Below are 25,949 nucleotides of genomic sequence, written 5' to 3' on the forward strand. Positions count from 1 at the left end.
AATGAATGAGTTGACGGAACCTAGCAAGTCTTGGCCGCACGTGAAAGCGCGCCCATGACGCATGGCTCCGAAAGCTGAATCAACCTTCGGAGCCCGCTGCCTTCAAAAGTGAACACAGCAACCGAACTTGGATTTAAGTGTGGCTTAAATCTCCGCCGTTGCAGTGAGGTCGATCATTCGGCTGCAAAACAGTAAAACAATCCGTCGCCGCCGGTACCTTTCAGCGCATCCTGGCTGCAGCCGCCACGCGAGCCGTGCGATGAGTTCCAGGATTTGGCCGCCGCCGAATCATCCAGGCCGGTACGGTCGGAGTGGCCCATCAGGGCGACCCCGTCGCCTCCACTCAGTGTCCAGTTGCCGCAGGTCTTGTCGGCAGCCTTGGTGCCGTCGGGATTCGAACCCGTCAGGATATCGTGACGGTTCGGCTTGTCGCCGCGGCCATTGATGACCTGGCCCTTTTCGTCGAGCGCAGTCTGTTTGGTGATGTTGTTCTTGTCGCTGTGCAGGGTAGCGACATCATCCGCGATTTTCTCGCCCTTGGCGTTGAACCACGGTCCCTTGCCGATGCGGTCGCGTGCATCCGCGTCCTTGGTTGAAAGATAGGCATGCCAGGTCTTGCCAGTTACGCCGGCGGCGTCAGCCAGCTTGCCGCAATGGGCGTCCGCACCGGCCAGCCCGCCAAGATCGGCGCCTTTGCCCGAACCGACGCTGGTGACGAAGAAACTCATCGTCTTGTCCTGGGCATGGGCGGTACTCGCGACGAGCATCGCCATGGTTGCGGACAGGAAAAGCAAATTGCGCATGGAAATCCCTCCCGGTGCAGCCCCTGCTTGCTGCAACGATACCGGGGAGGGAATTCATCCCGCAACCATGATTTGGTTATCGAGTGGCTTGGTCTCAGGCCGGCATCTGGTAAGACACCCAGCGATCGTGCTTGGCCTGGAAAATCATGCCGGTCTCGGTGACCGACTGGCCCGCCAGCGGCACGATGCGTGCGGCAATCTCCGAAGGGTGGGGGAGCGTATCCGGGTTTTCGCCGGGTACCGCCTGCGCGCGCATGGCGGTGCGTGTTGCGCCGGGGTCGACCATGTTGACACGCAGCGCCGAATTGCGGGTCTCGTCGGCCCAGGAACGCCCCATAGCCTCGAGCGCGGCCTTGGAAGCAGCATAAGGACCCCAGAAGGCGCGCGCCGAATGGGCAGCCCCTGATGAGAGCAGGATGGCGCGGCCCGCATCGGAAAGCCGCAGCAGCGGATCGACCGAGCGGATCAGTCGCCATGTCGAGGTGACGTTGACGTTGATCACCTTCTCGAAGGTCTTGGCTTCGACATGGCCGATCGGGGCAATGACGCCGAGCACGCCGGCATTGGCGACCAGGATGTCGAGCTTGCCCCAGCGTTCATGGATCGCACCCCCCAGGCGGTCGATGCCAGCCATGTCGGCGAGATCAAGCGGCACCAGCGTCGCATCGCCTTTACCGGTGCGGGCATGTTCCGCCTTGATCTCGTCGTCCAGCTCTTCGAGCCCCCCGACGGTCCGGGCTACCGCGATGACATGCGCGCCGGCAGCTGCCATTTGCTTGGCAATGAAGTAACCGATGCCGCGCGAAGCGCCGGTGACGACCGCGAGGCGGCCGGTGAGGTCTGGAGTAGCAGTCATGCGGTCATCCAATATGGCGAGAACGGTCAGCGCGACCAGATAGGACGAAATCCGCGCAAACGAAACCCCGCGGGCCCTTGCCTATGGCTGGTTCGACGAATGGTCGCAGCATTTCGTGGGCCATGTCGGGAAAGTCGAAGTCCAGACGTCCTTGAAGCGAACACGGCTTGCAAAGGAGGACAAGATGGGCCGGACTGCTGCAATTCTCATCGCAAGACTGATCTTCGCCGGCGTCTTCGCCATGGCCGCAACGTTCAAGTTTGCGGGGACGGCCAATACGGCCGCTTACATCGCGGCGGCGGGTTTCCCGATTCCGCTGCTCCTGGCCTGGCTGGCGGCGATCTTCGAAGTCGCGCTGGTGCTGGCTTTCCTGAGCGGCGCCTTCTTTTCGGAAGCAGCCTTGCTGGCTGCTGCCTATGTGATCTTCCTGGCGCTCTCGTTCCACGGCCCGTCACACTGGCAAGCAAACCAAGCCGAATTCGGCTTCTTTGTCGACCACTTCACCTTTTTCGCGGGGCTGCTCTACGCCGCGGTTCATGGTCCGGGTGAAGTTCTCGTCGTCAAGCAACGTCTGACCAGGCGAACTCAGGCGGCCAACGCGCGGTCGTGACCAGCCATCAAAGGCCGGGTACCAGATGCCACGCAGAAAGAACCTGGAAGGCGCTCGAAGTCTTCTCATCAAATTCGATCCAGAAGACGTCGAGCGGCACCTATTGTGCCCGACTTACTGTCCGCCGTTCGCCAGCAGCGACAGCGTGCGCACATTGTCCGCGCCTTCGTGGTCGAGCAAGCGTGTTGGATACTGCCCGGTGAAGCAGGCATCACAGAACTGCGGTTGCTCTTCATTGCGGCCGTCCTCGCCGACGGCGCGGTAGAGCCCCTCGATGGTGAGGAAACCGAGCGTGTCGACGCGGATGAATTCCGCCATTTCCTGCACCGACATGCGGGAGGCGAGTAGCTTCGACTTCTCTGGCGTGTCGACGCCGTAGAAACAGGAAGCGCGGGTCGGCGGTGAAGCGATGCGCATATGCACTTCCTTGGCACCGGCATCGCGCACCATCTGCACGATCTTCTGCGACGTGGTGCCGCGCACGATCGAATCATCGACCAGCACCACGCGCTTGCCTTCGATCATGCGGCGGTTGGCGTTGTGCTTCAGCCTCACGCCCATATGGCGGATGGAATCGCCAGGCGAAATGAACGTGCGTCCGACATAGTGGTTACGGATGATGCCGAGTTCGAATGGAATACCGGCTTCCTGACTGAAGCCGATCGCCGCCGGGGTTCCGGAATCGGGCACCGGCACGACGATGTCGGCCTCGACCGGATTTTCGCGCGCCAGCTCCGCACCGATGCGCTTGCGCACATCATAGACGTTGCGGCCCTCTATCGAAGAGTCGGGGCGGGCAAAATAGACATATTCGAAGATGCAGAAGCGGGTCTTCTGCGGCTCGAACGGGAAATGGCTTTCGATGCCCTTGGTGGTTATGACGACCATTTCACCGGGCTTGACGTCACGAACGAAGCGGGCGCCGATGATGTCGAGGGCGCAGGTTTCGGAAGCGAGGATCCAGGCGCCGTCGAGATCGCCCAGCACCAGCGGGCGGATACCCAGCGGATCGCGCACGCCGATCAGCTTCTTGGAAGTCAGCGCCACCAACGAGAAGGCGCCCTCTAGCTGGCGGATGGCCTCGATGAAGCGCGAATTGATGTCGCGTTCCTTGGAGGTGGCGACCAGATGCAGGATGGTCTCTGTGTCGGATGTCGAGGAAAAGATCGAACCCTGCTTCTGCAAGGTGCGCTGCACGGTCAGCGCATTGGTGATGTTGCCGTTGTGGGCGACGGCGAGGCCGCCGGTGGAAAGCTCGGCGAAGAAGGGCTGCACGTTGCGCAGGCCGGCGCCGCCGGTTGTGGCATAACGCGTATGGCCGATGGCGCGGTTACCCTGCAGCCGGTCGATCACCGATTGCTTGGTGAAGGTGTCACCGATCAGGCCAACATGCCGTTCGACATGGAACTGACTGCCGTCATAGGAAACGATGCCCGCTGCTTCCTGGCCGCGGTGCTGCAAGGCATGAAGTCCAAGGGTGACGATGGCGGCCGCATCCTGGCGGCCGAAAATGCCGAAGACACCACATTCATCGTGGAAGTGGTCATCTGCCTCGGCGCAAAGCACGTCGTTTGCGTCTGCCATGCCGGAAGCCTCTTGTCCGCTAAAACCGCGATATAAGGCCATGACGCCGCGAAAGCAACGTGCTCGCGCGGCGTTTCACATGATCGTCAGTTGTTTGTAGCCGGCGCATTGCCACCAGCCGGCGGCTGGTCGGCCGGAGCTTCGTCGTCCGGTGCCGGTGCCTCGTTGTTCTCAGGAACTGTGCCCTCGGGAGCCGGAGCCTGTGTTCCGGCAGGCGGCGTCCCGGTATTGGGCACCACGCCGCTCTTGTTGAGCTGCTTGAGGATCGTCTTTTCCGGATCTTCCGGAAGCACGCTTTCGATGTACTTGCCGATCGATTCCAGCAGCGGACGCGATTTCGATTCGGCAACCCAGTTCGGTGCCTTGTCACCGGCCAGCCAGTTGAAGAACATCAGGCCGACAGCGACGACAAGGATGCCGCGTGCGGCGCCGTAGAGGAAGCCGAGCGTGCGATCCAGCGCGCCAACCCTGGAATCGATGATCCAGTCGGCGATCTTCATGGTGATGATCGACACGACGATCAGCGCGACGAGGAAGACGATGCCTGCGGCGGCGCCCATCGCGATCTTTTCGTTGTCGATATAGGGCTGAACGTAGGGGATGACCGGCTTGTAGAACAGGTAGGCTGCAACCGCCGCCGCCGCCCAGGATGCGATTGACAGCACCTCGCGGGAGAAACCGCGCACCATGGCAAGCATTGCCGAAACGAGGGTGAAGCCGGCGAGAATCCCGTCTAGCAGCGTAATCGGCATGTCCTGCGCCTACTCCATATGCCCTGTTATTCGTCCTCGGTGGCGCGGCCGCGGCGGGTGCCGGCGATGCGCGCCACGAGATCGGCGAGCTCGGTAGGCTGGAAAGCGCCGGCGCCTATACCCCCGGCAATTTCCTCACTGCCCACGGGCAGGACTGCACTTCCGAAGCCCAGCTTTTCGGATTCCTTGAGACGCTGTTGCGCATGCGCAACAGGCCTCACGGCGCCGGAAAGGCTGATTTCGCCGAAATAGACGCAATCGGCGGGAAGGGCAAGACCGGTGAGCGACGACACCAGCGCCGCGGCCACCGCGAGGTCGGCGGCCGGTTCCGAAATCCGATAGCCGCCGGCGACGTTCAGATAGACGTCATGCTGGCCAAAACGCACGCCGCAATGGGCCTCCAGCACCGCCAGGATCATCGACAGTCGTGCGCCGTCCCAGCCGACGACAGCGCGGCGTGGCGTGCCAAGAGACGAGGGCGCGACAAGCGCCTGGATCTCGACCAGCACCGGCCTCGTACCTTCCATTCCGGCGAAAACCGCGGCGCCGGGCGACTTTGCGTGCCGTTCACCGAGGAAAAGCTCGGATGGGTTGGCGACTTCCCGCAACCCCTTGTCCGACATTTCGAACACGCCGATCTCGTCGGTCGGGCCGAAGCGGTTCTTCACTGTGCGCAGGATGCGGAAGTGGTGACCGCCTTCGCCTTCGAAGTAGAGAACGGCATCGACCATGTGCTCGACGACACGCGGTCCGGCGATCTGTCCTTCCTTGGTGACATGCCCGACAAGCACCACCGCGGCACCTGTGGATTTCGCGTAGCGGATCATCGCCTGGGCGGCTGCACGCACCTGCGTGACGGTCCCTGGGGCCGAATCGGCGAGGTCCGTCCACAGGGTCTGGATCGAATCGATGATGACGAGGTCCGGCCGCTTGCCGTCGGCGATAGTTGCCAGGATATCCTCGACATTGGTCTCGGCGGCGAGTTCCACGGGCGCGGAAGCGGCACCCAGCCGCTGCGCGCGCAAACGGATCTGCGCGACGGCTTCTTCACCCGACACATAGACGATGCGGTGACCCTGGTTGGCCAGCGCCGCCGCGGCCTGGGTGAGCAAGGTCGACTTGCCGATGCCGGGATCACCGCCGACCAGCAGTGCCGAGCCGCGCACGAAGCCGCCGCCGGTGGCTCGGTCCAGTTCGCCGATGCCAGAGGCGATGCGTGGTGCATCCTCGATGTCGCCCGACAGCGTGGTCAGCGCGACGGCCCGGCCTTTGCGGGCGCTCTTCAGCGATGCCGGCCCCGAGCCGATGCCGCCGGCGGTGCCTTCTTCGATCAGCGTGTTCCATTCGCCGCAGGCATCGCATTTGCCCGCCCAGCGCTGATGCACGGTGCCGCAATTCTGGCAGATGAATTGAACGCGCGACTTAGCCACGAGCGCGACCAGTTCTGCGCTGAGATGCCGGGATACGGATCAATGTTCGAACCGCTCGGGCAACTGATGCTCTTCCGCGAGGTCGGAGAAGCGGGTGTACTGACCCTCGAAGGCAAGCTCGACCGTGCCGGTCGGACCGTGACGTTGCTTGGCGATGATTAGTTCGGCCTTGCCCTTCACCTTCTCGAATTTGATCCGCCAGTCTTCATATTCCGGCGTGCCTTCCTCAGGCTGCTTGTTTTGCATGTAATATTCGTCGCGATAGACGAAGAGAACGACGTCGGCGTCCTGCTCGATCGAGCCCGATTCACGAAGGTCGGACAGCTGCGGGCGCTTGTCGTCGCGGCTTTCGACCTGACGCGACAGCTGCGAAAGCGCGATGATCGGAACATTGAGTTCCTTGGCCAGTGCCTTCAGGCCGGTGGTGATTTCGGTGATTTCCTGTACGCGGTTCTGCGAGGACTTGGCGCTGCCCTGCATCAGCTGCACGTAGTCGATGACGATGACTTCCAGGCCGCGCTGGCGCTTGAGGCGGCGCGCACGCGCGGCAAGCTGGGCGATCGAGATACCGCCGGTGGCGTCGATGTAGAGCGGGATCTTCTGCATGGTCTGCGCGCAGGCGACCAGCTTCTCGAAATCGGTCTCGGTGATCTCGCCGCGGCGGATCTTGGATGACGAGATTTCGGTCTGCTCCGAGATGATACGGGTCGCCAGCTGTTCCGACGACATTTCGAGCGAGAAGAAACCGACCACGCCGCCATTCGCGGCCTTTATCGAACCATCGGCCTGCTGTGCCGGCTGGTAGGCTTCGGCGATGTTGAAGGCGATGTTGGTAACCAGCGAGGTCTTGCCCATGGCCGGGCGGCCAGCAAGGATGATCAGGTCGGAGGGCTGCAGGCCGCCGAGCTTGCGGTCGACGTCGCGCAGGCCGGTGGAGATACCGGACAGGTGGCCGTCGCGCATGTAAGCGGCGTTGGCCATGTCGACCGCGGTTTTGACGGCGTCGGTGAAAGCCTCGAAGCCACCATCGTAGCGGCCGGTCTCGGCCAGTTCGAACAGGCGCCGCTCTGCGTCCTCGATCTGCTCCGAAGGCGACATGTCGACAGGTGCATCGTAGGCGATGTTGACCATGTCTTCGCCGACGGTGATCAGCGCGCGGCGGGTGGCCAGGTCATAGATGGCGCGGCCGTAGTCGGAGGCGTTGATGACGGTGACGGCCTCGGCGGCGAGCCTGGCGAGATATTGCGCGACGGTCATGTCACCGACCTTCTCGTCGGCGGGCAGGAACGTCTTGATGGTCACCGGATTGGCCATCTTGCCCATGCGGATCAGTTCCGAGGAGACCTCGAAGATCTTGCGATGCAGCGGCTCGTAGAAATGAGCGGATTTGAGGAAGTCCGAGACCCGGTAGAAAGCGTCGTTGTTGACGAGGATGGCGCCGAGCAGGGCCTGTTCGGCCTCCATGTTGTTGGGGGCTTCGCGATAGAGCGGCGTTTCCGCCGTGCCGAACTTGAGAGCTGCCTCTGCCATGATATCCCCAATCTACTCAGGCGTTTCGTTAGCAGAACGATCGCGGCTACGGTTCATTCAGACGTCCCGAACGACCAACCAATACCCGTGATTCACAGAACCGCCGCATCGTCCACAGGACGATATTCCCGCACCCCGAATCCGATTGACTCGGTGGGGCATAAAGCCTAGCCGAGCAACGGGAACGGATCAAGAACTATTGGTTTGGCCGTGCAGATTCGAGATCGAGCGCGTCGCCCCAATCAAGGCGTCGCGCCTGCTTGAAGATCTCGCCGTCACGCTTGGTGAAAAGCCGCTCCGCGACGGATCCGTCAGTCTGGCACAGCTTCAGCGTTACCTTGCCCGATCCTGCTTTCGGCGGCGCCAGCACGCGTGCCGCTCGTGTACCCGAGGCGGTGCGGGATGCGGCAAGATAGATGAATTTCTCGTCTTCCCACGGCACCTCCGCATCCTTGGCCAGGCGGTGCAGGCGCGAGCGTGCGACCCGCCGTGAAAAATGGCACCAATCCGGTGGCGCAAGCGGGCACTGCGTCTGATGCGGGCAAGGGGCTACGACGACAGCGCCGATCTCGATCAGCCGTGTTCTGGCGTCGAGAATGCGCTGCCAGCCGGCTGGCGTGCCGGGTTCCACGATGATCAGCGTTCCCGTGGTGAGTTGCCATAGGCGTTCGATCAGCCGGGGCAGAGCAACTGGCGCGATTTCGTCCATGACATAGGCCATGGTGACGAGGTCGGCAGGCGGCATGTCGGCCAGATCGATGGTGACGTCGCCGGCGTGCCAGCGGATCTGCGGCCCGTCGATGCTTGCTGCCAGCGTTTGGCCCACCTTGCGGGCGGCATTGCTCGCTTCCAGCAGCGTTGCGGCTTCGACCGACGCCCATTGGTCCGCCGCCGCCCACAATACGGTCCCTGGGCCTGCACCGATGTCGAGCATCGTCTTCGGAGCAAAATCCGGCAAGCTGTCGGCGAGCGCCTCGAGGCTGCTGCGCACAGCGGCGTAGGTGGCCGGCAAGCGAGTGGCGAGATAGGCCTTGGCGGCGACGTCGTCGCCCATATGCAGGCGTCCGTCACGCACCTCCGCGCGATAGCGGTCGGATAGCGTCCGGGAAGCCTGCTTCAAGGTGGCTAGCGGCACATTGTCCAGCAATTGCTCGACGGCCTGGCGCAGTGGGATGGGCAGTTCCATGCCTAGACGCTCCTCGGCGCGAACAGGATCACCGACGCTCCCGCCACGCAGACCGCAGCCCCAATCATATCCCAGCGATCGGGACGAACGCCTTCAGCGAGCCATAGCCAGAGCAGGGATGCAGCGATGTAGATGCCGCCATAGGCCGCGTAGGCACGCCCGGCGGCGTCCACCGGCGCCAGCGCCAGCAACCAGGCGAAGGCAACAAGAGAAGCGAGACCCGGCAGCAGCCATAGCGGTGATTTCTCCAGTCGCCACCAGGCCCAGAACGAAAAACAGCCGGCAATTTCCGCGATCGCCGCAACGACAAAGAGGAGGATGTTCATCCTCCTCTCTTAGTCCATATCAATAGCCATGGCATCAGTCCGGCAAGACGCCGGGCGTGGAATATTCGCGCCTTATTCCTTCACTTTGCGGCGCCGGGCCGGCTTGGCGAACAGTGGCCTCTGCGGTGCATCACGCACTTCCAGGGCCTTTTCGCATTTGCTGATGTAGTCGCGTGTCACGGGGAGAACATCGTTCTTGCGCGTGAGCTGGATCTGGAACACGACGAGGTCCTGCCAGCGGAAGGACGCTTCGGAGCCGGACAAGTAGAATTCCCACATGCGGCAGAAGCGCTCGTCATAGATCGCCTTGACCTTGTCGCGATTGGCCAGGAAGCGCTCGCGCCAGTGCTTCAGGGTATCGGCATAGTGCAGCCTCAGGATCTCGACATCGGTGACGGCGAGGCCCGAACGTTCGATATGCGGCATCATCTCCGACAGGGCCGGGATGTAGCCGCCGGGGAAAATATGCTTGCGGATGAACGCGTTGGTGGTGGTGGCCGGCCCAGTCCGGCCGATCGTGTGCAGCAGCATCACGCCATCCGGCTTGAGCAGCTTCGCACTCTTGTCGAAGAAGGTCTTGTAGTGGTTTATGCCGACATGTTCGAACATGCCGACCGACACGATGCGGTCGAAGCGCTCTGACAGGTCGCGATAGTCGCGCAGTTCGAAATGGACGCGGCGATCGAGGCCCTGCGCGTGGGCGCGGTCGGTCGACACCTGATGCTGTTCGGTGGAGAGCGTGACGCCCAGCACATCCGCTTCGAAGGCTTCTGCGATGTAGAGGCCAAGCCCACCCCAACCCGACCCAATGTCAAGCACGGTCTGGCCGGGTCTTACTTTCAGCTTGGCGGCGATATGCCGTTTCTTGGCAAGCTGCGCTTCTTCCAGCGTCATGTCGGGCCGCTCGAAATAGGCGCAGGAATACTGCATGTCGGTGTCGAGGAAGAGCTTGTAGAGATCCCCCGACAGGTCATAGTGATGCGCGACGTTACGGCGCGACTGGCGGGCATTGTTGAGCTGCTGCAGCGGACGAATGGTCAGTCTCGCCGAGTTGACCAGTTTGCCCCAGGTCGACTCGATCCAGGAGATGCCGGTGTTCTGATAGACGAGGTGCAGGAACGACAACACGTCGCCTTCAACGAAGTCGAGATCCTCTTCCATGAACGCTTCCGGGATGGCCAGGGAAGGGTGCAAAGTTATGGCGCGCTCGGCGTGGCGCGTATGGATCACCATATGCACCTTCGGGCCGCTGCCATCGCCGAAAGTGCGGGTTGCCCCATTCGGCCCGGTTATGACCAGATTGCCTCTGCGAACAACGCGTTCGGCAATGCGTTCCAGAAAAACATTCATGACGTGCCCTCAAAGAACGATAGTGACAGCAGAGCTGTCCAATCCGTCAAAAAAGGCGGAAGCGTCAAAAAGTTCCGTTGGCATAAAAAAACCGGGCGCCAGGCCCGGTTTCTTGATCCAGTAGCAGCACTGGCTTTATGACAGATCTCTAAAAGATCAGGCGTTCTCTTCGTCGCCTTCGAAATCGGCGTTCGGATCGAAGAAGCTGTCCGGACGAGCGTTTTCGTTGATGTCGTCGCCATAGATGGCTTCGGCGGTGGTGAGCATCTCGCCCTTGGACTGGCGCTCGGCCTCTTCGGACGAACGGGCGATGTTCAGCGTCACGGTGACTTCGACTTCCGGATGCAGCGCGATCGCCACATTGGTCAGGCCGATGGTCTTGATCGGGTGGTTCAGCTCGACCTGGTTGCGGGCAACCGTGAAGCCTTCGGCGGTGAGCAGGTCAGCGATGTCGCGGGTCGAAACCGAACCGTAGAGCTGACCGGTCTCACCGGCCGAACGTACGATGATGAAGCTCTTGCCGTCGAGCTTGTCGGCGATCTGCTGGGCTTCGGACTTGCGCTCGAGGTTGCGGGCTTCCAACTGGGCGCGCTGACCTTCGAACTTCTTCTTGTTGCCTTCGTTGGCGCGCAGCGCCTTGCCCTGCGGCAGCAGGAAGTTACGGGCAAAGCCGTCCTTGACCTTGACGGTGTCGCCCATCTGGCCGAGGCGGGAAATACGTTCGAGAAGAATGACTTCCATTGTTTTCTCCATCTGCGTCGTAGCCGACGCTGTTCGGGAGACAGTCAGGAAGAGAAGGGCGCTTTGGCGCCGGTTTCGCTGTCCTGCCTGTCGAGGCAGTTAGGGCTCGCGCCCAACTTGGGATTTTCGGCATACCCGCCATGCCCATCATGGTCGGGGAAAACCCGCGGGCGTTGCCGCCCGCGGGTAAACTGTTAGCGAACCACGTAGGGCAGCAGGCCGAGGAAACGGGCGCGCTTGATCGCCTGGGCGAGTTCGCGCTGCTTCTTCTGGCTGACGGCGGTGATGCGCGACGGCACGATCTTGCCGCGCTCGGAAATGTAGCGCTGCAGCAGACGCACGTCCTTGTAGTCGATCTTCGGAGCATTGGCGCCGGAGAACGGGCAGGTCTTGCGACGGCGATGGAACGGGCGCCGGGTCGGGATCTGGTTGATGTCGACCATTATTCTGCACCCCCTTCAAAGCTGCGCTGCGGACGCGGGCCGCGATCGCCACCGTCACGGTCGCCGAACGAGCGCGGACCACGATCGCCGCGGTCGCCGAACGAACGCGGACCACGGTCGCCACGGTCACGGTCGCCGAAGCCACCGCGCTCGGAACGCTCTTCGCGCTTCTGCATCATTGCCGAAACGCCTTCCTCGTGCTTCTCGACCTTGATGGTCAGGAAGCGCAGGACGTCTTCCGACAGACCCATCTGGCGTTCCATTTCGCTGAGCGCTGCCGGCGGGCAGGTCAGGTCCATAAGGGTGTAATATGCCTTCCGGTTCTTCTTGACCCGGTAGGTGAGGGACTTCAGTCCCCAATTCTCGACCCGGCCAATTGAGCCGCCGCCTGCGGTGATGACGCCCTTGAAACGTTCAACGAGCTCATCGACCTGCTGCTGCGACAGATCCTGCCGGGCAAGGAACACATGTTCGTAAAGAGCCATTTGTCTTGCCTTTCTTCGTTTCTCTCCCGGTTCCCGGCGGCTAAAGCCTCTGCAACTTCTCTTTATCCGCGAAGCGGAGAAGAAAGGAGCACGACGAGACGGTCGAGAGCGGAGACACGGGAGGCGGAAGCGCTTTCGCTCCACACGGCGGTTTCCTGGGAAACCTCCGGCCCTCCGTTCAGCCCCCAGCTGGGACCGGCAGATTGGGCGCGTCTATACAGCAATTTGGCTGGAACACAACCCTGACCGGCCGTGCTGCGGCAAATCACGCAGATACGGCCTGGGGATGGCGCAAATCACGACCATTGCGGGAAGCGATGGCGCATCTCATATTCCGCCGTCTCAACAACCGGAGAAGTTCATGTCTTTCCAGGCCTATCTCGATACGATCAAGACCAAGACGGGCCAGGGGCCGGATGATCTGATGCGCCTGGCCGACGCAAAGGGGCTTTCGGAAGGCGGAAAGCTCAAGCCGGGTATCAAGGCAGGGCAGGTCATCGAGTGGCTGAAGGCGGACTATGATCTCGGTCATGGCCACTCCATGGCCGTTTATGCCCTGCTGACTGGCAAGAAGAAGCCAGGCGATTGAGAGACAGGTTCGCAGGGACCTGCATGTAGCCTCTGTTGATCTGCAGGCGGTCTCTGGAATATCAGCAGGTGGCGATTGGACATTGTACGGCGTGCGAGAATGAGCCATCAGGGCGGTTTCGTCTCGAAACAGGGAGCCCGCCATGACCGCCGCGAAGACAGATCACGATCATTGGTCCGCTGTCGCGTCGGAATGGATCGAATGGGCGCGCGCGCCCAATCACGACGCCTTCTGGGCCTACCGGCCAGCCTTGCATGAATTTATCGGCAAAGGCGCCGGCGATGCGTTGGAAGTCGGCTGCGGCGAGGGGCGCGTTTCGCGATTGCTCAAGGAGCGCGGGTATCGCGTGACAGCGACGGATACGGTCGAGGCTTTTGTCGCCGCCGCCGAAGAGGCCGGTTCAGCCGACCGCTATGAGGTTGCGCCTGCCACGGCTCTGCCGTTCGAACAAGCCAGCTTCGACTTCGTCATGGCTTATAACGTGCTGATGGACGTCGACGATGTGCCCGCAGCGGTGCAGGAGATACGGCGCGTGCTGCGGCCCTCAGGCACACTGTTCGTCTCTATAGTACATCCCTTTGCCGATCGCGGCCGCTTCGACCGCGAGCGTCCACATGCGCCTTTCGTGGTCGATGGTGCCTATTTCGGCCGCGAACATTTTGAGGGTGCTGAGGAACGGGACGGCTTGCGCATGCGTTTTGCCGGCTGGTCGCAGCCGCTGCAGAATTACATGGCCGCACTGGAAGCAGCCGGATTGGCAGTCACTTCGCTTCTCGAACCGACGCCTGACACCGGGCCGCAATGGGCTGCCTTGCGCAACTGGGATCGGATTCCGCTGTTCCTGTGGCTCAAAGCTCGGCCGCTTGCGGCCTGATGTCCGTCAGCCTCTGCTCGACTTCAGGATGAGGCGCCCGACCGCCAGCAGGATATAGGCACCGAAGAACAGGGAAAGCGCGCCGCCGAAGCCGGATGGCCCGAAGGCGTCCATGCCGAGGCCGATGGCTTGTGGCCCGAGCACCATGCCGACACCGTAGCAGAGCACGAAGGCGGCGTTGGCCGAGGCGAGCTCGTGGCCGGAAAGCTGCGAACCGAGATGGGCGAGGCCGACAGTATAGAGCGCCGCCACCACGCCCCCCCATACGAACAGCAGGGCAGCCATCAGATGCCAGTTCGAGGCGAGGTGCGGCATGACCAATGTCCCGAGAAGCCCGACCGCAGCACAGCCGAGCAGCAGATAGCGGCGGTCGCCGACACGGTCGCTCACCATGCCGATCGGGATCTGCAGCAGCACGTTGCCAAGCCCGATCATGGTGAGCAGCAGCGCCGCGTCTGCCTCCGAATAGCCTATGCGGTTGCCATAGATCGGGAAGAGCGCAAAGCCCCCAGTTTCCACAGCGCCGAACACGAGAACGGCAGCGGTCGCGGTCGGAACCAGCCAGATGTAGCGTAGGAAGCCGCTGGTTTCTTCGCCCTCCGGCCGGATTGGCGGGCTCTCCTTGCGTGCAGCCAGCACGGGGATCGCTGCGATGGCCACAAGCACGATAATGACGCCGAAGGGCAGGAAGCCGGTGCTTCCGATCCGCGAGAACAACCAGGGTCCGGCGGCAAAACCCAGAGAAAGCACGGTGGCGTAGATGCCGAGCACCAGGCCGCGACGCTTTGGTGGCGCTGAAGTGCTGATCCAGAATTCGGACAGGATGAAGAGCACCGTCAACGCGATGTGAAGCACGATGCGCAGCGGAAACCACATCCAGAAGGCCGGTGCGAAATGGAAGCCGACAAAGGCCAGTGCCCCGGCTGCGATCATGATCAGCATGGACCATGCGACACCGAGGCGTGTGGCGATCGGCGTCGCCAGCGGTGCTCCCGCGATCGAGGCAAGGCCGGCGACCGCCGTATTCAGGCCGATCATCGAGGCGGAGTGGCCGCGCGATTCCAGGATCACGCTGAGCAGGGGCATGCCGAGGCCGATCGCAATGCCTACTACGCTGATCGAGGAAATGGCCGCCGTCATCGGCAGCCAATGTACGCGCTCCTCGTCCTGCGCCATGGTTTCGTCCGTCATGCCAGCCTGATTATGGATTTCGTCTTAGAGAACGTCGCGCACGAAACGATTGTGGAGCATGCGGTAGAAGGGCACTGCCCCGCCGGGCCGCAACAGCGGGTCGTCACTGAGCCGCTTTTCCAGTTCGTCCAGGATCGTTCGCGTGATTGTCGGAATGTCGGCCTTCTTCGCCTCGGCCAGTGGCAGCCAGACCAGTTCCTCAAGCTCGTTGGTCGGACCATTCGGCAAGGCGACGGCCACGTCCTCGCGCCACGCGGCGAGGAAACGGGTATCGAAACGGCGCACGCGCCCGGGCGGGGTGATTGCGCGGGCGATGAAGCGCACGGCCTCCAGTGAAGGCTGCACGTCGTGTTCGACGAAACCCTGCCAGTCGCGTTTGCTCGTGGTGAGGGCGCCTTTGCGACCGATCAGCAGGCCGGCTTCCTCGTAGGTTTCGCGGATCGCCGACAGGGCTATGGCGCGGGCGCGGGTTGGCCCGGTACGCCCGGCGCGGGTGGTCAGTTTGGCTTCGTCATCGGGGTGCAGCGCGGTTGCGACTGGGACACGGCTGTCGGCCGGATCGGTGCGGCCACCTGGAAAGACAAATTTGCCGGGCATGAAGGCATGGGCCGCGTGGCGGCGACCCATCAGCACGCGGAATTCGTTGCCGTGGCGATCGAGCAGAATGAGCGTCGCTGCGTCGCGCGGACGCTTTGGCCCATTCCCAAGCGCGGATTCGTTGCGCTCGGCCTTGTCGACTTCCGCCTTGGTCATCCCTTGCATGCGACCGACCTAGCGGAAACTCATGTCAAATTAAAGGGGTGGTCTGGGCTTGTGCATTGCACCAGCCCAGACGTCAGGTCTCGGGATGACCTTCGACGTGGTCGACCTCGCCGCCGAAACCATGCATGTAATAGGCCCATTGCAGACCGATTACGGCGCCTTTGATCGGCTGCAGAAGCGCCAGCGACATGATGATGGTGAGTGGCGCCCAGATTGCCAGATGCTGCCACATGGTCAGTGTCGAGGTCGCCTCAATACCCATGAAACCGCCGAGGATGACGTGGCCGACGATCACGATCACCAGATAGGCTGGCAGATCGTCGGCGCGGTGATGATGGAATTCTTCGCCGCAGGCCTCGCAATGATCGAAGGTCTTGGTGAAGGCGCGGAACAGTTTGCCTTCGCCACAGTTCGGGCAGCGGCACAGGAACCCGCGCTTCATCGCTGTCCACAGCGGGCGGGTTGCCCTGCCGGAATGCTGGTCGCCGCCGAAAACCTGCTGTTGCATCATCGTCTCCTGCCGCGCGGTCCAGAACGCGATTGCGAGGCTCGGGCGCGGCCCTTTGCCTTGTGAAACGACCGTTTCGAGCCGGGCAGTGGTTTTGGTGCACTCAGCATTTCGAAGCGCATCGCGCCGGCCAGCGGCGCTACTTCGATAAGGCGAACCTCGACACGGTCCGCAAGCTGATATCCCTTGCCGCTGCGTTCCCCGAAAAGCGAACGCGCCGTTTCATCGAATATATAATAATCGTCACCCAAGGATGACACCGGGATAAAACCATCTGCGCCAAATTGTGGCAATTGGACAAAAAGTCCAGCCTTGGCCACGCCGGAGATGCGCGCATCGAATCGTTCATCGACACGCTCGGCCAGATAAGCCGCGATGAGACGATCGACGGTTTCGCGTTCGGCAGCCATGGCGCGACGCTCGGCTGCCGAAATCAGCGCACCGGTCTCGGCCAGTCTCTCTTCTTCGCCACGCGTCAGTCCGTCGGGTCCCAGGCCAAGTGCCGCGATCAGGCCGCGGTGCACGATCAGGTCGGCATAGCGGCGGATCGGCGAGGTGAAATGCGCGTAACGGTGCAGGTTCAGCCCGAAATGGCCGATGTTGTCTGGATTGTATTCGGCCTGGCTCTGTGAGCGCAGCACCACTTCGTTGACGAGCGCTTCGTTGTCGGCGCCGCGCACGCGCTCGAGGATCGCGTTGAACTGGCTTGGGCGCATCTGCGCGCCGCGCGCCAACGACAATCCAAGCGTCTGCAGGAACTCGCGCAGCGACTCTTGCTTGGCAAGCGTCGGACCATCGTGGATGCGGTAGATGAGGGGTTGCTTCTTGGCTTCCAGCGTCTCCGCGGCGGCAACGTTTGCCTGGATCATGAACTCTTCGATCAGCTTGTGCGCATCCAGCCGCTCCGGGACGATGACGCGGTCGACGGTGCCGTCCTCCTTCAGCAGGATCTTGCGTTCCGGCAGGTCGAGTTCCAGCGGCTGGCGGGCATCGCGGCCGCGCTTCAGCACGGCATAGGCATCCCACAACGGCTTCAGCACGTTCTCAAGGAGAGGCCCGGTCTTGTCGTCCGGAACGCCGTCGATGGCGGCCTGTGCCTGCTGGTAGGCGAGCTTGGCTGCAGACTTCATCATCACGCGATGGAAGCTGTGGCGGATCTTTCGCCCTTCCGCCGAAAAGGTCATGCGTGTTGCGATGGCCGGGCGGTCCTCGCCTTCGCGCAACGAACAGAGATTGTTGGAAATGCGCTCGGGCAGCATCGGCACGACGCGATCCGGGAAATAGACGGAATTCCCGCGCTTGAGCGCTTCGCGGTCGAGCGCGGAATTCGGCCGCACATAGGCTGCGACATCGGCGATGGCCACCGTCACGACCACGCCGCCGGGATTGTTCTCATCCGTGTCCGGTACCGCGTAGACCGCGTCATCGTGGTCCTTGGCGTCCGCCGGATCAATGGTGAGCAGCGGCAGATCACGCCAGTCTTCGCGCCCCTGCAGTGTCACCGGCTTCAGCGCCTCTGCCTCGGCAAGCACATCGGGCGGGAAGATATGCGGGATGTCGTGGGCGTGGATGGCGATCATCGAGACCGCTTTTTCGCTGGTCAGCGACCCCAGAACCGCCAGCACTTTCGCTCGTGGCAGGCCGTAGCGGCCGGAGCGCGACGGTTCGACTTCCACCAGATCGCCGTTGCGGGCGCCGTTCTGGAATTCCTGGTCGACGATGAGCTCGGGCTGACGCCGCTCCACGGGTTCGATGCGGAGCGTTCCGTCCTTCAGGACACGGAAGACGCCGAGCACCGCATCCTTGCGTTTCTCGAACACCTTTATGATGCGCGCCGTGTAGGCCGGCCCGGTCGGATCGTCGGTCGGGAATGTCTTGGCCAGAACCCGGTCGCCGATACCGGCGACGGGGCCGGTGCGCGACACGCGGATCGAAATCAGCGGTGGCTCGCCATTGCCTTGATGTTCTGCCGGTCTGCCGAGCAGGCCGCCCTCATCGTCGCGTCCGATCACGTCGAGCACGGCGACATGAGGCAGCGCCCCGGGGCGAATATGCCGCTTGCGGGTCTTTTCCAGAAGACCCTCGTCCTGCAGATCGCGCAGCTCGTCCTTCAACCAGGCACGGTCGTCGCCGCGCAAGGCAAATGCCTTGGCGATCTCGCGCTTGCCGGATCGATCGGGGTTTTCCGCGATGTAGCGCAGGATCTCGTCGCGCGAGGGGCGGTACTGGTCGCGTGTCCCCCGGCGGGTATCGGCAGCGCGGGGATCGCCATGGCTTCGTCCGGAGATCCTGCGCGCCAATTGCCTATCCCTTCTTCTTGCCGCGGAACGGCTTCTTGCCGCCTCCGCCCTTGGCTTCCTTCTCGGCGATCAGCGCGACCGCCTCGTCAACCGTCACCGTCTGCGGATCCTTGCCCTTGGGCAGGGTCGCATTGATCTTGCCGAAATTGACATAGGCGCCGTACCGGCCGTCACGCACGGTGATCTTGCCGCCACCTGCCGGGTGTTCGCCGAGCTCCTTGAGCGCTGCCGGCGTGCCGCCATTGCGCCCACCCGGGCCTTTCGACTGCTTCTCAGCCAGCACCGAGACTGCGCGATTGAGGCCGATGGAGAACACGTCCTCGATGCTTTCGACATTGGCATAGGTACCATCGTGCAGCACGAACGGGCCGTACCGGCCAAGGCCAGCCGAGATCATTTTGCCGGTCTCTGGGTGTTGGCCGACATCGCGCGGCAGCGACAGCAGGGCCAGAGCCTTCTCGTGATCGATCGTCGCCGCCGTCCAGCCCTTGGGCAGGCTGGAGCGCTTGGCGTCCTTGCCTTCACCACGCTGCACATAGGGGCCGAAACGGCCGGAACGCAGCGTAATCTCTTCGGCGGTGTACGGATCCTTGCCGAGCAGCTTGGTGCCGTCTTCGACTGCGCCGTTCTCGCCATTGCTGTTCGGGCCGTCCAACTGGCGAGTATAGCCGCATTCGGGATAGTTCGAACACCCGACGAAGGCTCCGAACTTGCCGAGCTTCAGCGACAGGTTGCCGCTGCCGCATTTCGGGCAGATGCGCGGATTGGACCCGTCCTCACGCTCGGGGAAGACCAGCGGTGCCAGTTCTTCGTTGAGCGCGTCGAGCACGTCGGTGACACGCAATTCCTTGATGCCGTCGACGGCACCCGAGAAATCCTTCCAGAAATCGCGCAGCACGTCCTTCCAGGCGAGCTTGCCGTCGGAAATCTCGTCGAGCTTCTCTTCAAGCGAGGCGGTGAAGTCATACTCCACATAATGCTCGAAGAAGCCCTCCATGAAGGCGGTGACCAGCCGGCCCTTCGACTGCGGCATCAGCTTGCGGTTCTCGATCTTGATGTAGTCGCGATCTTCCAGCGTCTTCAGCGTCGCGACATAGGTCGAGGGGCGGCCGATGCCGAGCTCTTCCATCTTCTTGATGAACGAGGCTTCAGAGTAGCGGGGCGGCGGCTCGGTCGTGTGCTGCGTGGCGCTGACCTTTTCGCGCTTCAGCGTCTCCTCGGCGCGGATTTCGGGCAGACGGCGGTTCTCCTCGTCTTCCGAATCCTCTTCCTTCTGGTCGGTATAGGCGGCGATGAAGCCGTCGAAGCGGGTGACGGAACCCACCGCGCGCAAGCCGGCGATCTTCGCGCCGTTGCGTGCTTCGATCTCGACCGTGGTGCGTTCGATCTCGGCCGACTGCATCTGGCTGGCGATCGCGCGCTGCCAGATGACTTCGTAGAGCCGTGCCTGGTCGGAATCGAGATATTTGCGCATCTCGGCCGGGGTACGGTTGAAGTCGGTCGGGCGGATCGCCTCGTGGGCCTCCTGCGCGTTCTTGGCCTTGGTGGTGTAATGACGCGGCTTTTCGGGCAGGTATCTGGCGCCGAATTCCTTGGTGATGGTGTCGCGGGCCGCCGAAATAGCCTCGGGAGCCATCTGAACGCCGTCGGTACGCATATAGGTGATCAGGCCGGCCGTTTCACCGCCGATGTCCATGCCTTCATAGAGGCGCTGTGCCACCTGCATGGTGCGCTGGGCCGAGAAGCCGAGCCGCGATGAAGCCGCCTGCTGCAGCGTCGAGGTGGTGAAGGGCGGCGCCGGATTGCGCTTGGTCGGCTTGGCCTCGACCGACAGAGCCCGGAATGATGCGCCTTCCAGCATCGCCTTGATGTCGTCGGCCATGATCTGCGAGGAGATGTCGAGCTTCTGCAGCTTCTTGCCTTCATAGGCCGTCAGCCTGGCTTCGAAGGTCTCGTTGCGCGGTGTGCCGAGGATCGCGGCGATCTGCCAATATTCCTCGCGCACGAAACGTTCGATTTCGGCCTCGCGGTCGCAGACGAAACGCAGCGCCACCGACTGCACGCGGCCGGCGGAGCGGGCGCCCGGCAGTTTGCGCCACAGCACCGGCGAAAGCGTGAAGCCGACCAGATAGTCGAGGGCGCGGCGAGCCAGATAAGCATCCACCAGCGGCGGGTCGATTTCGCGCGGGCTGGCGATGGCATCGAGCACCGCCTGCTTGGTGATGGAGTTGAAGGCGACGCGCCTGACCGGCTTGTCCTTCAGCACCTTTTTCTGCTTGAGAACCTCCAGCACGTGCCAGGCAATAGCCTCTCCTTCGCGATCCGGGTCGGTTGCGAGGATCAGGCCGTCGGCATCCTTCACGGCCTTGGCGATGTCGGTCAGCCGCTTGGCCGAAGCCGTGTCGACCGCCCAGGACATGGCGAAATCCTCGTCGGGTTTCACCGAACCATCCTTGGCGGGCAAGTCGCGGACATGGCCGAAGGAGGCCAGAACCTTGTAGTTCCGACCCAGATATTTGTTGATGCTTTTAACCTTGTTCGGCGACTCGACGACGACGATGTCCATGAGCGGCTGCGTTCCCGTGCGGCGCCAAACCTGGAAATGGAGGCGCCGGAAGCTGAAAAATCCGCCCGTCACATGGCCGTGCTTTTCAGTCCGGTCAAGAGGTCGCCTCAAATTGCATGCCTCGAGCGGGTCGTAACTGACGCTTCTGAAGACGATCTTCTGCGGTCCGAGGCGCGTATGGACAGTCCAGTCGATGGGCGACTCTGGTCATGTCGACGCGGGTCTGTGTTGACTTGGAAGAAGTCGCGATCTTGCGACAGACGGAACTGCAACAGGAACTGTTGTCCATGTCGAAGTCGAAGCCCGACCCGTGAGGTATGCCCAAGGTGCCGGCGGAACGGAGGCAGGGCCGAGGGTACTGGCAAGCCGCATCCGCAAACTTCTCGCCTCACGATTTCGTCATCATCGACGAGTTGTTCTGCGCTGACTTGCCACACAATGGTGATTGGAGACCGGGCCACGGCGAGGCTATATCCTGCTGCGCAACGGACGGAGCATGAATATGGCGTTGGATGTCGGCTATGTCAGCGCGATCGGGGCAGGGGCCATCTCGTTCCTGTCGCCATGCGTGCTTCCGCTCGTGCCGCCTTATCTGTGCTATATGGCCGGCGTTTCCGTCGATGATTTCCGTGGCAATGCTGGCGTCGTCGCCAAGGCCGGAGCCCGCGGCGCCCTGATCTCCGCCTCCATTGCGTTCGTGCTCGGCTTCTCCACTGTCTTCATAGCATTGGGCGCCGGGGCCTCGACCATCGGTCGGTTGCTGCGCGTCTACCAGGAGCCGCTGGCGATGATTGCCGGCGCGCTCATCATTTTGATGGGCCTGAATTTCCTCGGCATCCTGCGCATCCCGCTTCTGTCACGCGAGGCACGCTTCCAGTCGCAGGGCAAGCCCGCCAGTGCGGTTGCAGCCTATATCATGGGCCTGGCCTTCGCTTTTGGCTGGACGCCCTGCATCGGTCCTGTGCTCGGGCCGATCCTGACGCTGGCTGGCGGGCGCGAGACGGTAGGCGAGGGCGCATTGCTGCTTGCCGCCTATTCGCTTGGCCTCGGCATTCCCTTCCTGATCGCCGCGCTGTTCTCAGGCGCTTTCATGCGGTTCCTGGGCAAGTTCCGCGTTCATCTCGGCCGGGTCGAGAAGGTTATCGGCGCGTTGCTGGTGGTTGCCGGCGTCTTTTTCCTGACCGGTGGCGTCCAGGTGATGGCTTACTGGCTGCTCGAAAACTTCCCCGCGCTCGGGCGTCTCGGATAGCTAGAGCGTTTCCGTTTTTCACGGAAATGCGGAAACGCGCTAGCTTTTGTTTTGACGCAATTCCGGACGGAAAACCGCTGCGCACTTTTCCTGGAATTGCTCCAGTCCGAAATTTAACCGTATTGGTACCAAACTGTGCCGATGTTAGAGCAATTCCGGCAAAACTGCGCAGCGGTTTTGCGTCCGGAACTGCGCCGAAACAACAAGATGGAGCATTGAAGGCGATTCTGTTTTCGTCGGAAATGCTCTAGAAGGCATTCGTCTTTCCCGCATTTGGTAGCCGCTCATGACATCCAGAACCTGCCTGTCCATCATCCTCGCCGCCGGTGAAGGCACGCGCATGAAAAGCGCGCTGCCGAAGGTCCTGCACCAGATTGCCGGTCTGCCGATGGTGGCGCATGTGGTCAAGGCTGCGGAGACAGCGGGTGCCACGGATATCGCCTTGGTCATCGGCCACGGTGCCGATGCGATGCGCAAGGCGGCGGAAAAATTTGCGCCAAAAGCCGGAACCTTCGTTCAGGAGCAGCGCCTGGGTACCGCACACGCGGTTTTGGCTGCTCGCGAAGCCCTGGCCAAAGGATATGACGATGTCCTCGTCATGTTCGGCGACACGCCCCTGATCGATGCAGCGGCGCTCGGCGAGGCGCGGACCAGGCTCGCCGAAGGCGCGGCTGTCGTGGTCATCGGCTTTCGCCCGCCAAGCCCTGCCGGCTACGGCAGGTTGCTCGAAAAAGGCGGCAAGCTCGTCGCGATCCGCGAGGAGAAGGACTGTACCGATGAGGAACGCAAGATCGGTTTCTGCAATGCCGGCATGATGGCAGTATCGGGCAAGCACGCGCTCAACCTGCTGGACGAGGTCGGCAATGCCAACGCCAAGGGCGAATATTATCTGACCGACATCGTCGAGATCGCCAACAGCAAGGGACTGGATGTCGTCGCGACCGAGGCCGGCTATGAAAACGCACTCGGCATCAACAATCGTGCCGAGCTCGCCGAAGCCGAGGCTATCTGGCAGAAGCGTCGCCGTCGCGAAGCAATGCTTTCGGGTGTGACGCTGATCGCGCCGGAGACGGTTTATTTCTCGCACGACACCGAGATCGGCCAGGACACGCTGGTCGAACCCAATGTCTTCTTCGGCCCCGGCGTGAAGATCGCCGCTGGCGTGAAAGTCCACGCCTTCAGCCACCTGGAAGGCGCGACAGTCGCAGCCGACGCCGACATTGGACCTTATGCGCGCCTACGGCCGGGGGCCGACCTGGCGGCCAAGGCCAAGGTCGGCAACTTCGTCGAGGTCAAGAACGCCAGGATCGAGGCAGGCGCCAAGGTCAATCACCTGACCTATATCGGCGACGCGCGTGTCGGCGCAGGTGCCAATATCGGCGCTGGTACCATCACCTGCAACTATGATGGCTATTCCAAGTTCTTTACCGATATCGGTGCCGGTGCTTTTGTCGGCTCGAACTCGTCGCTGGTCGCGCCGATCAAGCTCGGCGACGGTGCATATATCGCTTCTGGAAGTGTGATTACCGAAGATGTTCCCGAGGATGCTTTGGCATTCGGCCGCGCACGCCAGAAAACCTTGCCCGGCAAAGGCAAGGAACTACGTGAACGGCGGGCTTCTGCTGTCAAGAAATAGGAATTTGTTGCGACTGGACTTCGCAGGGAGCCTGTCATACGAGGCTTCTTAACAGGTCCAGTGCAATACTAGGAAAAGTGCGTAGCGGTTTTCCGTCTGGAATTGCGCAAAAAAGTTAGAGCGTTTCCGGAAAAACCGGCAACGCTCTAAGTCAAAAGACTGGACGAAACGCAATGTGATTGTCGTGGATGACAGCGGTCGACTAAACAGCGGCCGGGTGATCGCCAAGAGGAATCGGGGCAGTTTTCTATGTGCGGAATTGTTGGAATTGTCGGCCATTCTCCGGTCGCGCCGCTGATCGTCGATGCGTTGAAGCGGCTTGAATATCGCGGTTACGATTCAGCCGGTGTGGCGACCATAGAGCATGGCGAACTGTCACGCCGCCGTGCCGAGGGCAAGCTGGTCAATCTCGAGCGCCGGCTGCAGGCCGAGCCGCTCGATGGCACCATCGGCATTGGCCATACCCGTTGGGCGACGCACGGCGTTCCCAATGAAACCAACGCCCATCCGCATTTCTCCAACGGTGTGGCGATTGTCCATAACGGCATCATCGAGAATTTCGCCGAGCTGCGCACCGAGCTTTCGGCTGACGGCTATGAATTCGCCTCGCAGACCGACACAGAAGTCGTGGCTCACCTGGTTTCGCGCGAAATGGCGCGCGGCGCCAAGCCGGTGGAGGCTGCCCACAACGCGCTGAAGCGCCTTGAGGGTGCGTTTGCGCTCGCCATCATGTTCAAGGGCGACGAGGATTTGATTGTCGGTGCCCGCAACGGTCCGCCGCTGGCTGTCGGCCATGGCGAAGGCGAGATGTATCTTGGTTCGGACGCCATCGCGCTGGCACCGTTCACCAACTCCATCACCTATCTCGAAGACGGCGACTGGGCAGTGGTGCGCCGCAACGAGATCACCATTTTCGACATGGGTGGCAACAAGGTCGAGCGCAAGCGCCAGCAGTCGATCGGCACCTCGTTCCTCGTGGACAAGGGCAACCATCGTCATTTCATGCACAAGGAAATCCACGAGCAGCCGGAAGTCATCTCCCACACGCTGGGCAATTACATCGACTTCACCAACGGCAAGGCCAAGGCGCTGGACCTGCCATGGGATTTCGCCAAGATCGATCGCATTGCGATTTCCGCCTGTGGCACTGCCTATCTTGCCGGCCTGGTCGGCAAATACTGGTTCGAGCGTCTCGCTCGGCTCCCTGTGGACATCGATATCGCCTCGGAGTTCCGTTATCGGGAAATGCCGCTGTCGAAGAACAGCGCCGCACTTTTCATTTCACAGTCCGGCGAAACTGCCGACACGCTGGCATCGCTGCGCTATTGCCGCAAGGAAGGCGTGCCGATCGGCGTCGTCGTCAACGTGCGTGAATCGACCATGGCGCGCGAAGCCGATGTCGTCCTTCCAATCCTGGCTGGCCCGGAAATCGGCGTTGCCTCGACCAAGGCCTTCACTTGTCAGCTTTCGGTGATGGCGGCGCTTGCCGTGCGCGCCGGCGTTGCTCGTGGCTTCATCTCGCCTGATGAAGAAGCGAAGCTGGTCAAGCAGCTCGCCGAGGCTCCGCGTCTGGCCAGCCAGGTCATCAAGCTGGAGGAGCAGATCGAGAAGGTCTCACGCGATCTCGCCCATCACCGCGATGTGCTTTATCTCGGCCGGGATACCAATTTCCCGCTGGCGCTCGAAGGGGCACTGAAGCTCAAGGAATTGTCCTACATCCACGCCGAGGGCTACGCGGCGGGCGAACTCAAGCATGGGCCGATCGCACTGATCGACGAAAACATGCCTGTCGTCGTTATCGCCCCGTATGACCGCATCTTCGAAAAGACCGTCTCGAACATGCAGGAAGTGGCCGCCCGCGGTGGCAAGATCATCCTGATCACCGACAAGAAGGGTGCCGAGAAGTCGACGGTGAAGACCATCGACACCATCGTGTTGCCCGATGTGCCGGAAATCATCGCGCCGATCCTCTATGCGCTGCCTGTGCAGATGCTGGCCTATTTCACGGCGGTTTTCATGGGCACCGACGTCGACCAGCCACGCAATCTGGCCAAGTCCGTCACGGTGGAGTGACGGCCAACCGTGGTGATCGGGCTGGCGCGATAGTGATTGTCGCCCATCTGTGTTGATGCTCTAAGATAGGTGCAACGCACAATCTCAGAGCACGGCCAAATACGG

23 protein-coding genes are annotated in these 25,949 nt (G+C 62.1%); 6 read left to right on the forward strand and 17 right to left on the reverse strand.

The features are described from left to right. Positions 1-173: 173 nt before the first annotated feature. Complete coding sequence (locus AC3WTO_RS03790) at positions 174-803, reverse strand: hypothetical protein (protein ID WP_492459348.1); 630 nt, start codon at positions 801-803, stop codon at positions 174-176. A 94-nt stretch (positions 804-897) separates the two neighbouring features. Further along, positions 898-1,659 carry an SDR family NAD(P)-dependent oxidoreductase gene (locus AC3WTO_RS03795; RefSeq protein ID WP_492459349.1) on the reverse strand — a complete coding sequence of 254 codons (762 nt, stop codon included), beginning with the start codon at positions 1,657-1,659 and terminating at the stop codon, positions 898-900. Positions 1,660-1,843: 184 nt separating this feature from the next. Here AC3WTO_RS03795 and AC3WTO_RS03800 point away from each other — a divergent pair, with 184 nt between their 5' ends. Further along, positions 1,844-2,269: a DoxX family protein gene (locus AC3WTO_RS03800; protein WP_492459350.1), complete on the forward strand. Its 426-nt coding sequence runs from the start codon at positions 1,844-1,846 to the stop codon at positions 2,267-2,269. A 114-nt stretch (positions 2,270-2,383) separates the two neighbouring features. On the opposite strand, the gene purF is transcribed toward AC3WTO_RS03800, so the two are convergent. The 10 genes from purF to rpsF form a co-directional block, all read right to left on the reverse strand. Beyond that, complete coding sequence (gene purF / locus AC3WTO_RS03805) at positions 2,384-3,853, reverse strand: amidophosphoribosyltransferase (RefSeq protein WP_492459351.1); 1,470 nt, start codon at positions 3,851-3,853, stop codon at positions 2,384-2,386. 86 nt (positions 3,854-3,939) lie between these two features. Beyond that, on the reverse strand, positions 3,940-4,605 hold the full coding sequence (locus tag AC3WTO_RS03810; RefSeq protein ID WP_492459352.1) for a CvpA family protein: 666 nt from the start codon (positions 4,603-4,605) through the stop codon (positions 3,940-3,942). 26 nt (positions 4,606-4,631) lie between these two features. Beyond that, positions 4,632-6,035 (reverse strand): DNA repair protein RadA, encoded by a 1,404-nt coding sequence (gene radA / locus AC3WTO_RS03815; RefSeq protein ID WP_492459353.1) that lies wholly within the window; start codon positions 6,033-6,035, stop codon positions 4,632-4,634. A gap of 39 nt (positions 6,036-6,074) precedes the next feature. Continuing rightward, positions 6,075-7,565, reverse strand: a complete 1,491-nt coding sequence (locus tag AC3WTO_RS03820) for a replicative DNA helicase (protein WP_492459354.1) — start codon at positions 7,563-7,565, stop codon at positions 6,075-6,077. 196 nt (positions 7,566-7,761) lie between these two features. Then, entirely contained in the window at positions 7,762-8,751 is a 990-nt protein-coding gene (locus AC3WTO_RS03825; RefSeq protein WP_492459355.1) for a small ribosomal subunit Rsm22 family protein, read from the reverse strand. Positions 8,752-8,753: 2 nt separating this feature from the next. Then, positions 8,754-9,077, reverse strand: a complete 324-nt coding sequence (locus AC3WTO_RS03830) for a YnfA family protein (RefSeq protein WP_492459356.1) — start codon at positions 9,075-9,077, stop codon at positions 8,754-8,756. A gap of 72 nt (positions 9,078-9,149) precedes the next feature. Continuing rightward, on the reverse strand, positions 9,150-10,427 hold the full coding sequence (locus tag AC3WTO_RS03835; protein WP_492459357.1) for a cyclopropane fatty acid synthase: 1,278 nt from the start codon (positions 10,425-10,427) through the stop codon (positions 9,150-9,152). 156 nt (positions 10,428-10,583) lie between these two features. Continuing rightward, complete coding sequence (gene rplI, locus AC3WTO_RS03840) at positions 10,584-11,168, reverse strand: 50S ribosomal protein L9 (RefSeq protein WP_492459358.1); 585 nt, start codon at positions 11,166-11,168, stop codon at positions 10,584-10,586. A gap of 194 nt (positions 11,169-11,362) precedes the next feature. Next, on the reverse strand, positions 11,363-11,611 hold the full coding sequence (gene rpsR / locus AC3WTO_RS03845; protein ID WP_024923879.1) for a 30S ribosomal protein S18: 249 nt from the start codon (positions 11,609-11,611) through the stop codon (positions 11,363-11,365). Beyond that, positions 11,611-12,096 carry a 30S ribosomal protein S6 gene (rpsF, locus tag AC3WTO_RS03850; RefSeq protein ID WP_492459360.1) on the reverse strand — a complete coding sequence of 162 codons (486 nt, stop codon included), beginning with the start codon at positions 12,094-12,096 and terminating at the stop codon, positions 11,611-11,613. The genes rpsR and rpsF overlap by 1 nt, the downstream gene beginning before the upstream one ends. Positions 12,097-12,457: 361 nt before the next feature. Here rpsF and AC3WTO_RS03855 point away from each other — a divergent pair, with 361 nt between their 5' ends. Beyond that, positions 12,458-12,685 carry a DUF4287 domain-containing protein gene (locus AC3WTO_RS03855; RefSeq protein ID WP_492459361.1) on the forward strand — a complete coding sequence of 76 codons (228 nt, stop codon included), beginning with the start codon at positions 12,458-12,460 and terminating at the stop codon, positions 12,683-12,685. Positions 12,686-12,827: 142 nt separating this feature from the next. Then, positions 12,828-13,559 carry a class I SAM-dependent methyltransferase gene (locus tag AC3WTO_RS03860; RefSeq protein WP_492459362.1) on the forward strand — a complete coding sequence of 244 codons (732 nt, stop codon included), beginning with the start codon at positions 12,828-12,830 and terminating at the stop codon, positions 13,557-13,559. Positions 13,560-13,565: 6 nt separating this feature from the next. Here AC3WTO_RS03860 and AC3WTO_RS03865 read toward each other — a convergent pair whose 3' ends face one another. The 5 genes from AC3WTO_RS03865 to topA form a co-directional block, all read right to left on the reverse strand. Continuing rightward, entirely contained in the window at positions 13,566-14,750 is a 1,185-nt protein-coding gene (locus AC3WTO_RS03865; RefSeq protein ID WP_492459363.1) for an MFS transporter, read from the reverse strand. 24 nt (positions 14,751-14,774) lie between these two features. Then, positions 14,775-15,512, reverse strand: a complete 738-nt coding sequence (locus AC3WTO_RS03870) for an NUDIX hydrolase (RefSeq protein ID WP_492459364.1) — start codon at positions 15,510-15,512, stop codon at positions 14,775-14,777. Between the two features lie 73 nt (positions 15,513-15,585). Then, positions 15,586-16,020, reverse strand: coding sequence for a DUF983 domain-containing protein (locus AC3WTO_RS03875; protein WP_492459365.1), 435 nt, complete (start codon positions 16,018-16,020; stop codon positions 15,586-15,588). After that, complete coding sequence (gene rnr, locus AC3WTO_RS03880) at positions 16,020-18,320, reverse strand: ribonuclease R (RefSeq protein WP_492459366.1); 2,301 nt, start codon at positions 18,318-18,320, stop codon at positions 16,020-16,022. The genes AC3WTO_RS03875 and rnr overlap by 1 nt, the downstream gene beginning before the upstream one ends. A 4-nt stretch (positions 18,321-18,324) precedes the next feature. Then, positions 18,325-20,886, reverse strand: a complete 2,562-nt coding sequence (gene topA, locus AC3WTO_RS03885; RefSeq protein ID WP_492459367.1) for a type I DNA topoisomerase — start codon at positions 20,884-20,886, stop codon at positions 18,325-18,327. Between the two features lie 502 nt (positions 20,887-21,388). Here topA and AC3WTO_RS03890 point away from each other — a divergent pair. The 3 genes from AC3WTO_RS03890 (at position 21,389) to glmS (ending at position 25,844) form a co-directional block, all read left to right on the forward strand. Next, complete coding sequence (locus AC3WTO_RS03890) at positions 21,389-22,135, forward strand: cytochrome c biogenesis CcdA family protein (RefSeq protein WP_492460029.1); 747 nt, start codon at positions 21,389-21,391, stop codon at positions 22,133-22,135. A 286-nt stretch (positions 22,136-22,421) separates the two neighbouring features. Continuing rightward, positions 22,422-23,771 (forward strand): bifunctional UDP-N-acetylglucosamine diphosphorylase/glucosamine-1-phosphate N-acetyltransferase GlmU, encoded by a 1,350-nt coding sequence (glmU, locus tag AC3WTO_RS03895; protein ID WP_492459368.1) that lies wholly within the window; start codon positions 22,422-22,424, stop codon positions 23,769-23,771. A 249-nt stretch (positions 23,772-24,020) separates the two neighbouring features. After that, positions 24,021-25,844 carry a glutamine--fructose-6-phosphate transaminase (isomerizing) gene (gene glmS / locus AC3WTO_RS03900; RefSeq protein ID WP_492459369.1) on the forward strand — a complete coding sequence of 608 codons (1,824 nt, stop codon included), beginning with the start codon at positions 24,021-24,023 and terminating at the stop codon, positions 25,842-25,844. Positions 25,845-25,949 lie beyond the last annotated feature (105 nt).

This window comes from Mesorhizobium sp. EU05-FHT14A09, assembly GCF_058790995.1.

Excerpts from the sequence above, each read along its gene's own strand:
- AC3WTO_RS03790 (WP_492459348.1), bottom strand. The coding sequence starts at position 803 with ATGCGCAATTTGCTTTTCCTGTCCGCAACCATGGCGATGCTCGTCGCG.
- AC3WTO_RS03795 (WP_492459349.1), bottom strand. The coding sequence starts at position 1,659 with ATGACTGCTACTCCAGACCTCACCGGCCGCCTCGCGGTCGTCACCGGC.
- AC3WTO_RS03800 (WP_492459350.1), top strand. The coding sequence starts at position 1,844 with ATGGGCCGGACTGCTGCAATTCTCATCGCAAGACTGATCTTCGCCGGC.
- purF (WP_492459351.1), bottom strand. The coding sequence starts at position 3,853 with ATGGCAGACGCAAACGACGTGCTTTGCGCCGAGGCAGATGACCACTTC.
- AC3WTO_RS03810 (WP_492459352.1), bottom strand. The coding sequence starts at position 4,605 with ATGCCGATTACGCTGCTAGACGGGATTCTCGCCGGCTTCACCCTCGTT.
- AC3WTO_RS03820 (WP_492459354.1), bottom strand. The coding sequence starts at position 7,565 with ATGGCAGAGGCAGCTCTCAAGTTCGGCACGGCGGAAACGCCGCTCTAT.
- AC3WTO_RS03825 (WP_492459355.1), bottom strand. The coding sequence starts at position 8,751 with ATGGAACTGCCCATCCCACTGCGCCAGGCCGTCGAGCAATTGCTGGAC.
- AC3WTO_RS03830 (WP_492459356.1), bottom strand. The coding sequence starts at position 9,077 with ATGAACATCCTCCTCTTTGTCGTTGCGGCGATCGCGGAAATTGCCGGC.
- AC3WTO_RS03835 (WP_492459357.1), bottom strand. The coding sequence starts at position 10,427 with ATGAATGTTTTTCTGGAACGCATTGCCGAACGCGTTGTTCGCAGAGGC.
- rplI (WP_492459358.1), bottom strand. The coding sequence starts at position 11,168 with ATGGAAGTCATTCTTCTCGAACGTATTTCCCGCCTCGGCCAGATGGGC.
- rpsR (WP_024923879.1), bottom strand. The coding sequence starts at position 11,611 with ATGGTCGACATCAACCAGATCCCGACCCGGCGCCCGTTCCATCGCCGT.
- rpsF (WP_492459360.1), bottom strand. The coding sequence starts at position 12,096 with ATGGCTCTTTACGAACATGTGTTCCTTGCCCGGCAGGATCTGTCGCAG.
- AC3WTO_RS03855 (WP_492459361.1), top strand. The coding sequence starts at position 12,458 with ATGTCTTTCCAGGCCTATCTCGATACGATCAAGACCAAGACGGGCCAG.
- AC3WTO_RS03860 (WP_492459362.1), top strand. The coding sequence starts at position 12,828 with ATGACCGCCGCGAAGACAGATCACGATCATTGGTCCGCTGTCGCGTCG.
- AC3WTO_RS03865 (WP_492459363.1), bottom strand. The coding sequence starts at position 14,750 with ATGACGGACGAAACCATGGCGCAGGACGAGGAGCGCGTACATTGGCTG.
- AC3WTO_RS03870 (WP_492459364.1), bottom strand. The coding sequence starts at position 15,512 with ATGCAAGGGATGACCAAGGCGGAAGTCGACAAGGCCGAGCGCAACGAA.
- AC3WTO_RS03875 (WP_492459365.1), bottom strand. The coding sequence starts at position 16,020 with ATGCAACAGCAGGTTTTCGGCGGCGACCAGCATTCCGGCAGGGCAACC.
- topA (WP_492459367.1), bottom strand. The coding sequence starts at position 20,886 with ATGGACATCGTCGTCGTCGAGTCGCCGAACAAGGTTAAAAGCATCAAC.
- AC3WTO_RS03890 (WP_492460029.1), top strand. The coding sequence starts at position 21,389 with ATGGCGTTGGATGTCGGCTATGTCAGCGCGATCGGGGCAGGGGCCATC.
- glmU (WP_492459368.1), top strand. The coding sequence starts at position 22,422 with ATGACATCCAGAACCTGCCTGTCCATCATCCTCGCCGCCGGTGAAGGC.
- glmS (WP_492459369.1), top strand. The coding sequence starts at position 24,021 with ATGTGCGGAATTGTTGGAATTGTCGGCCATTCTCCGGTCGCGCCGCTG.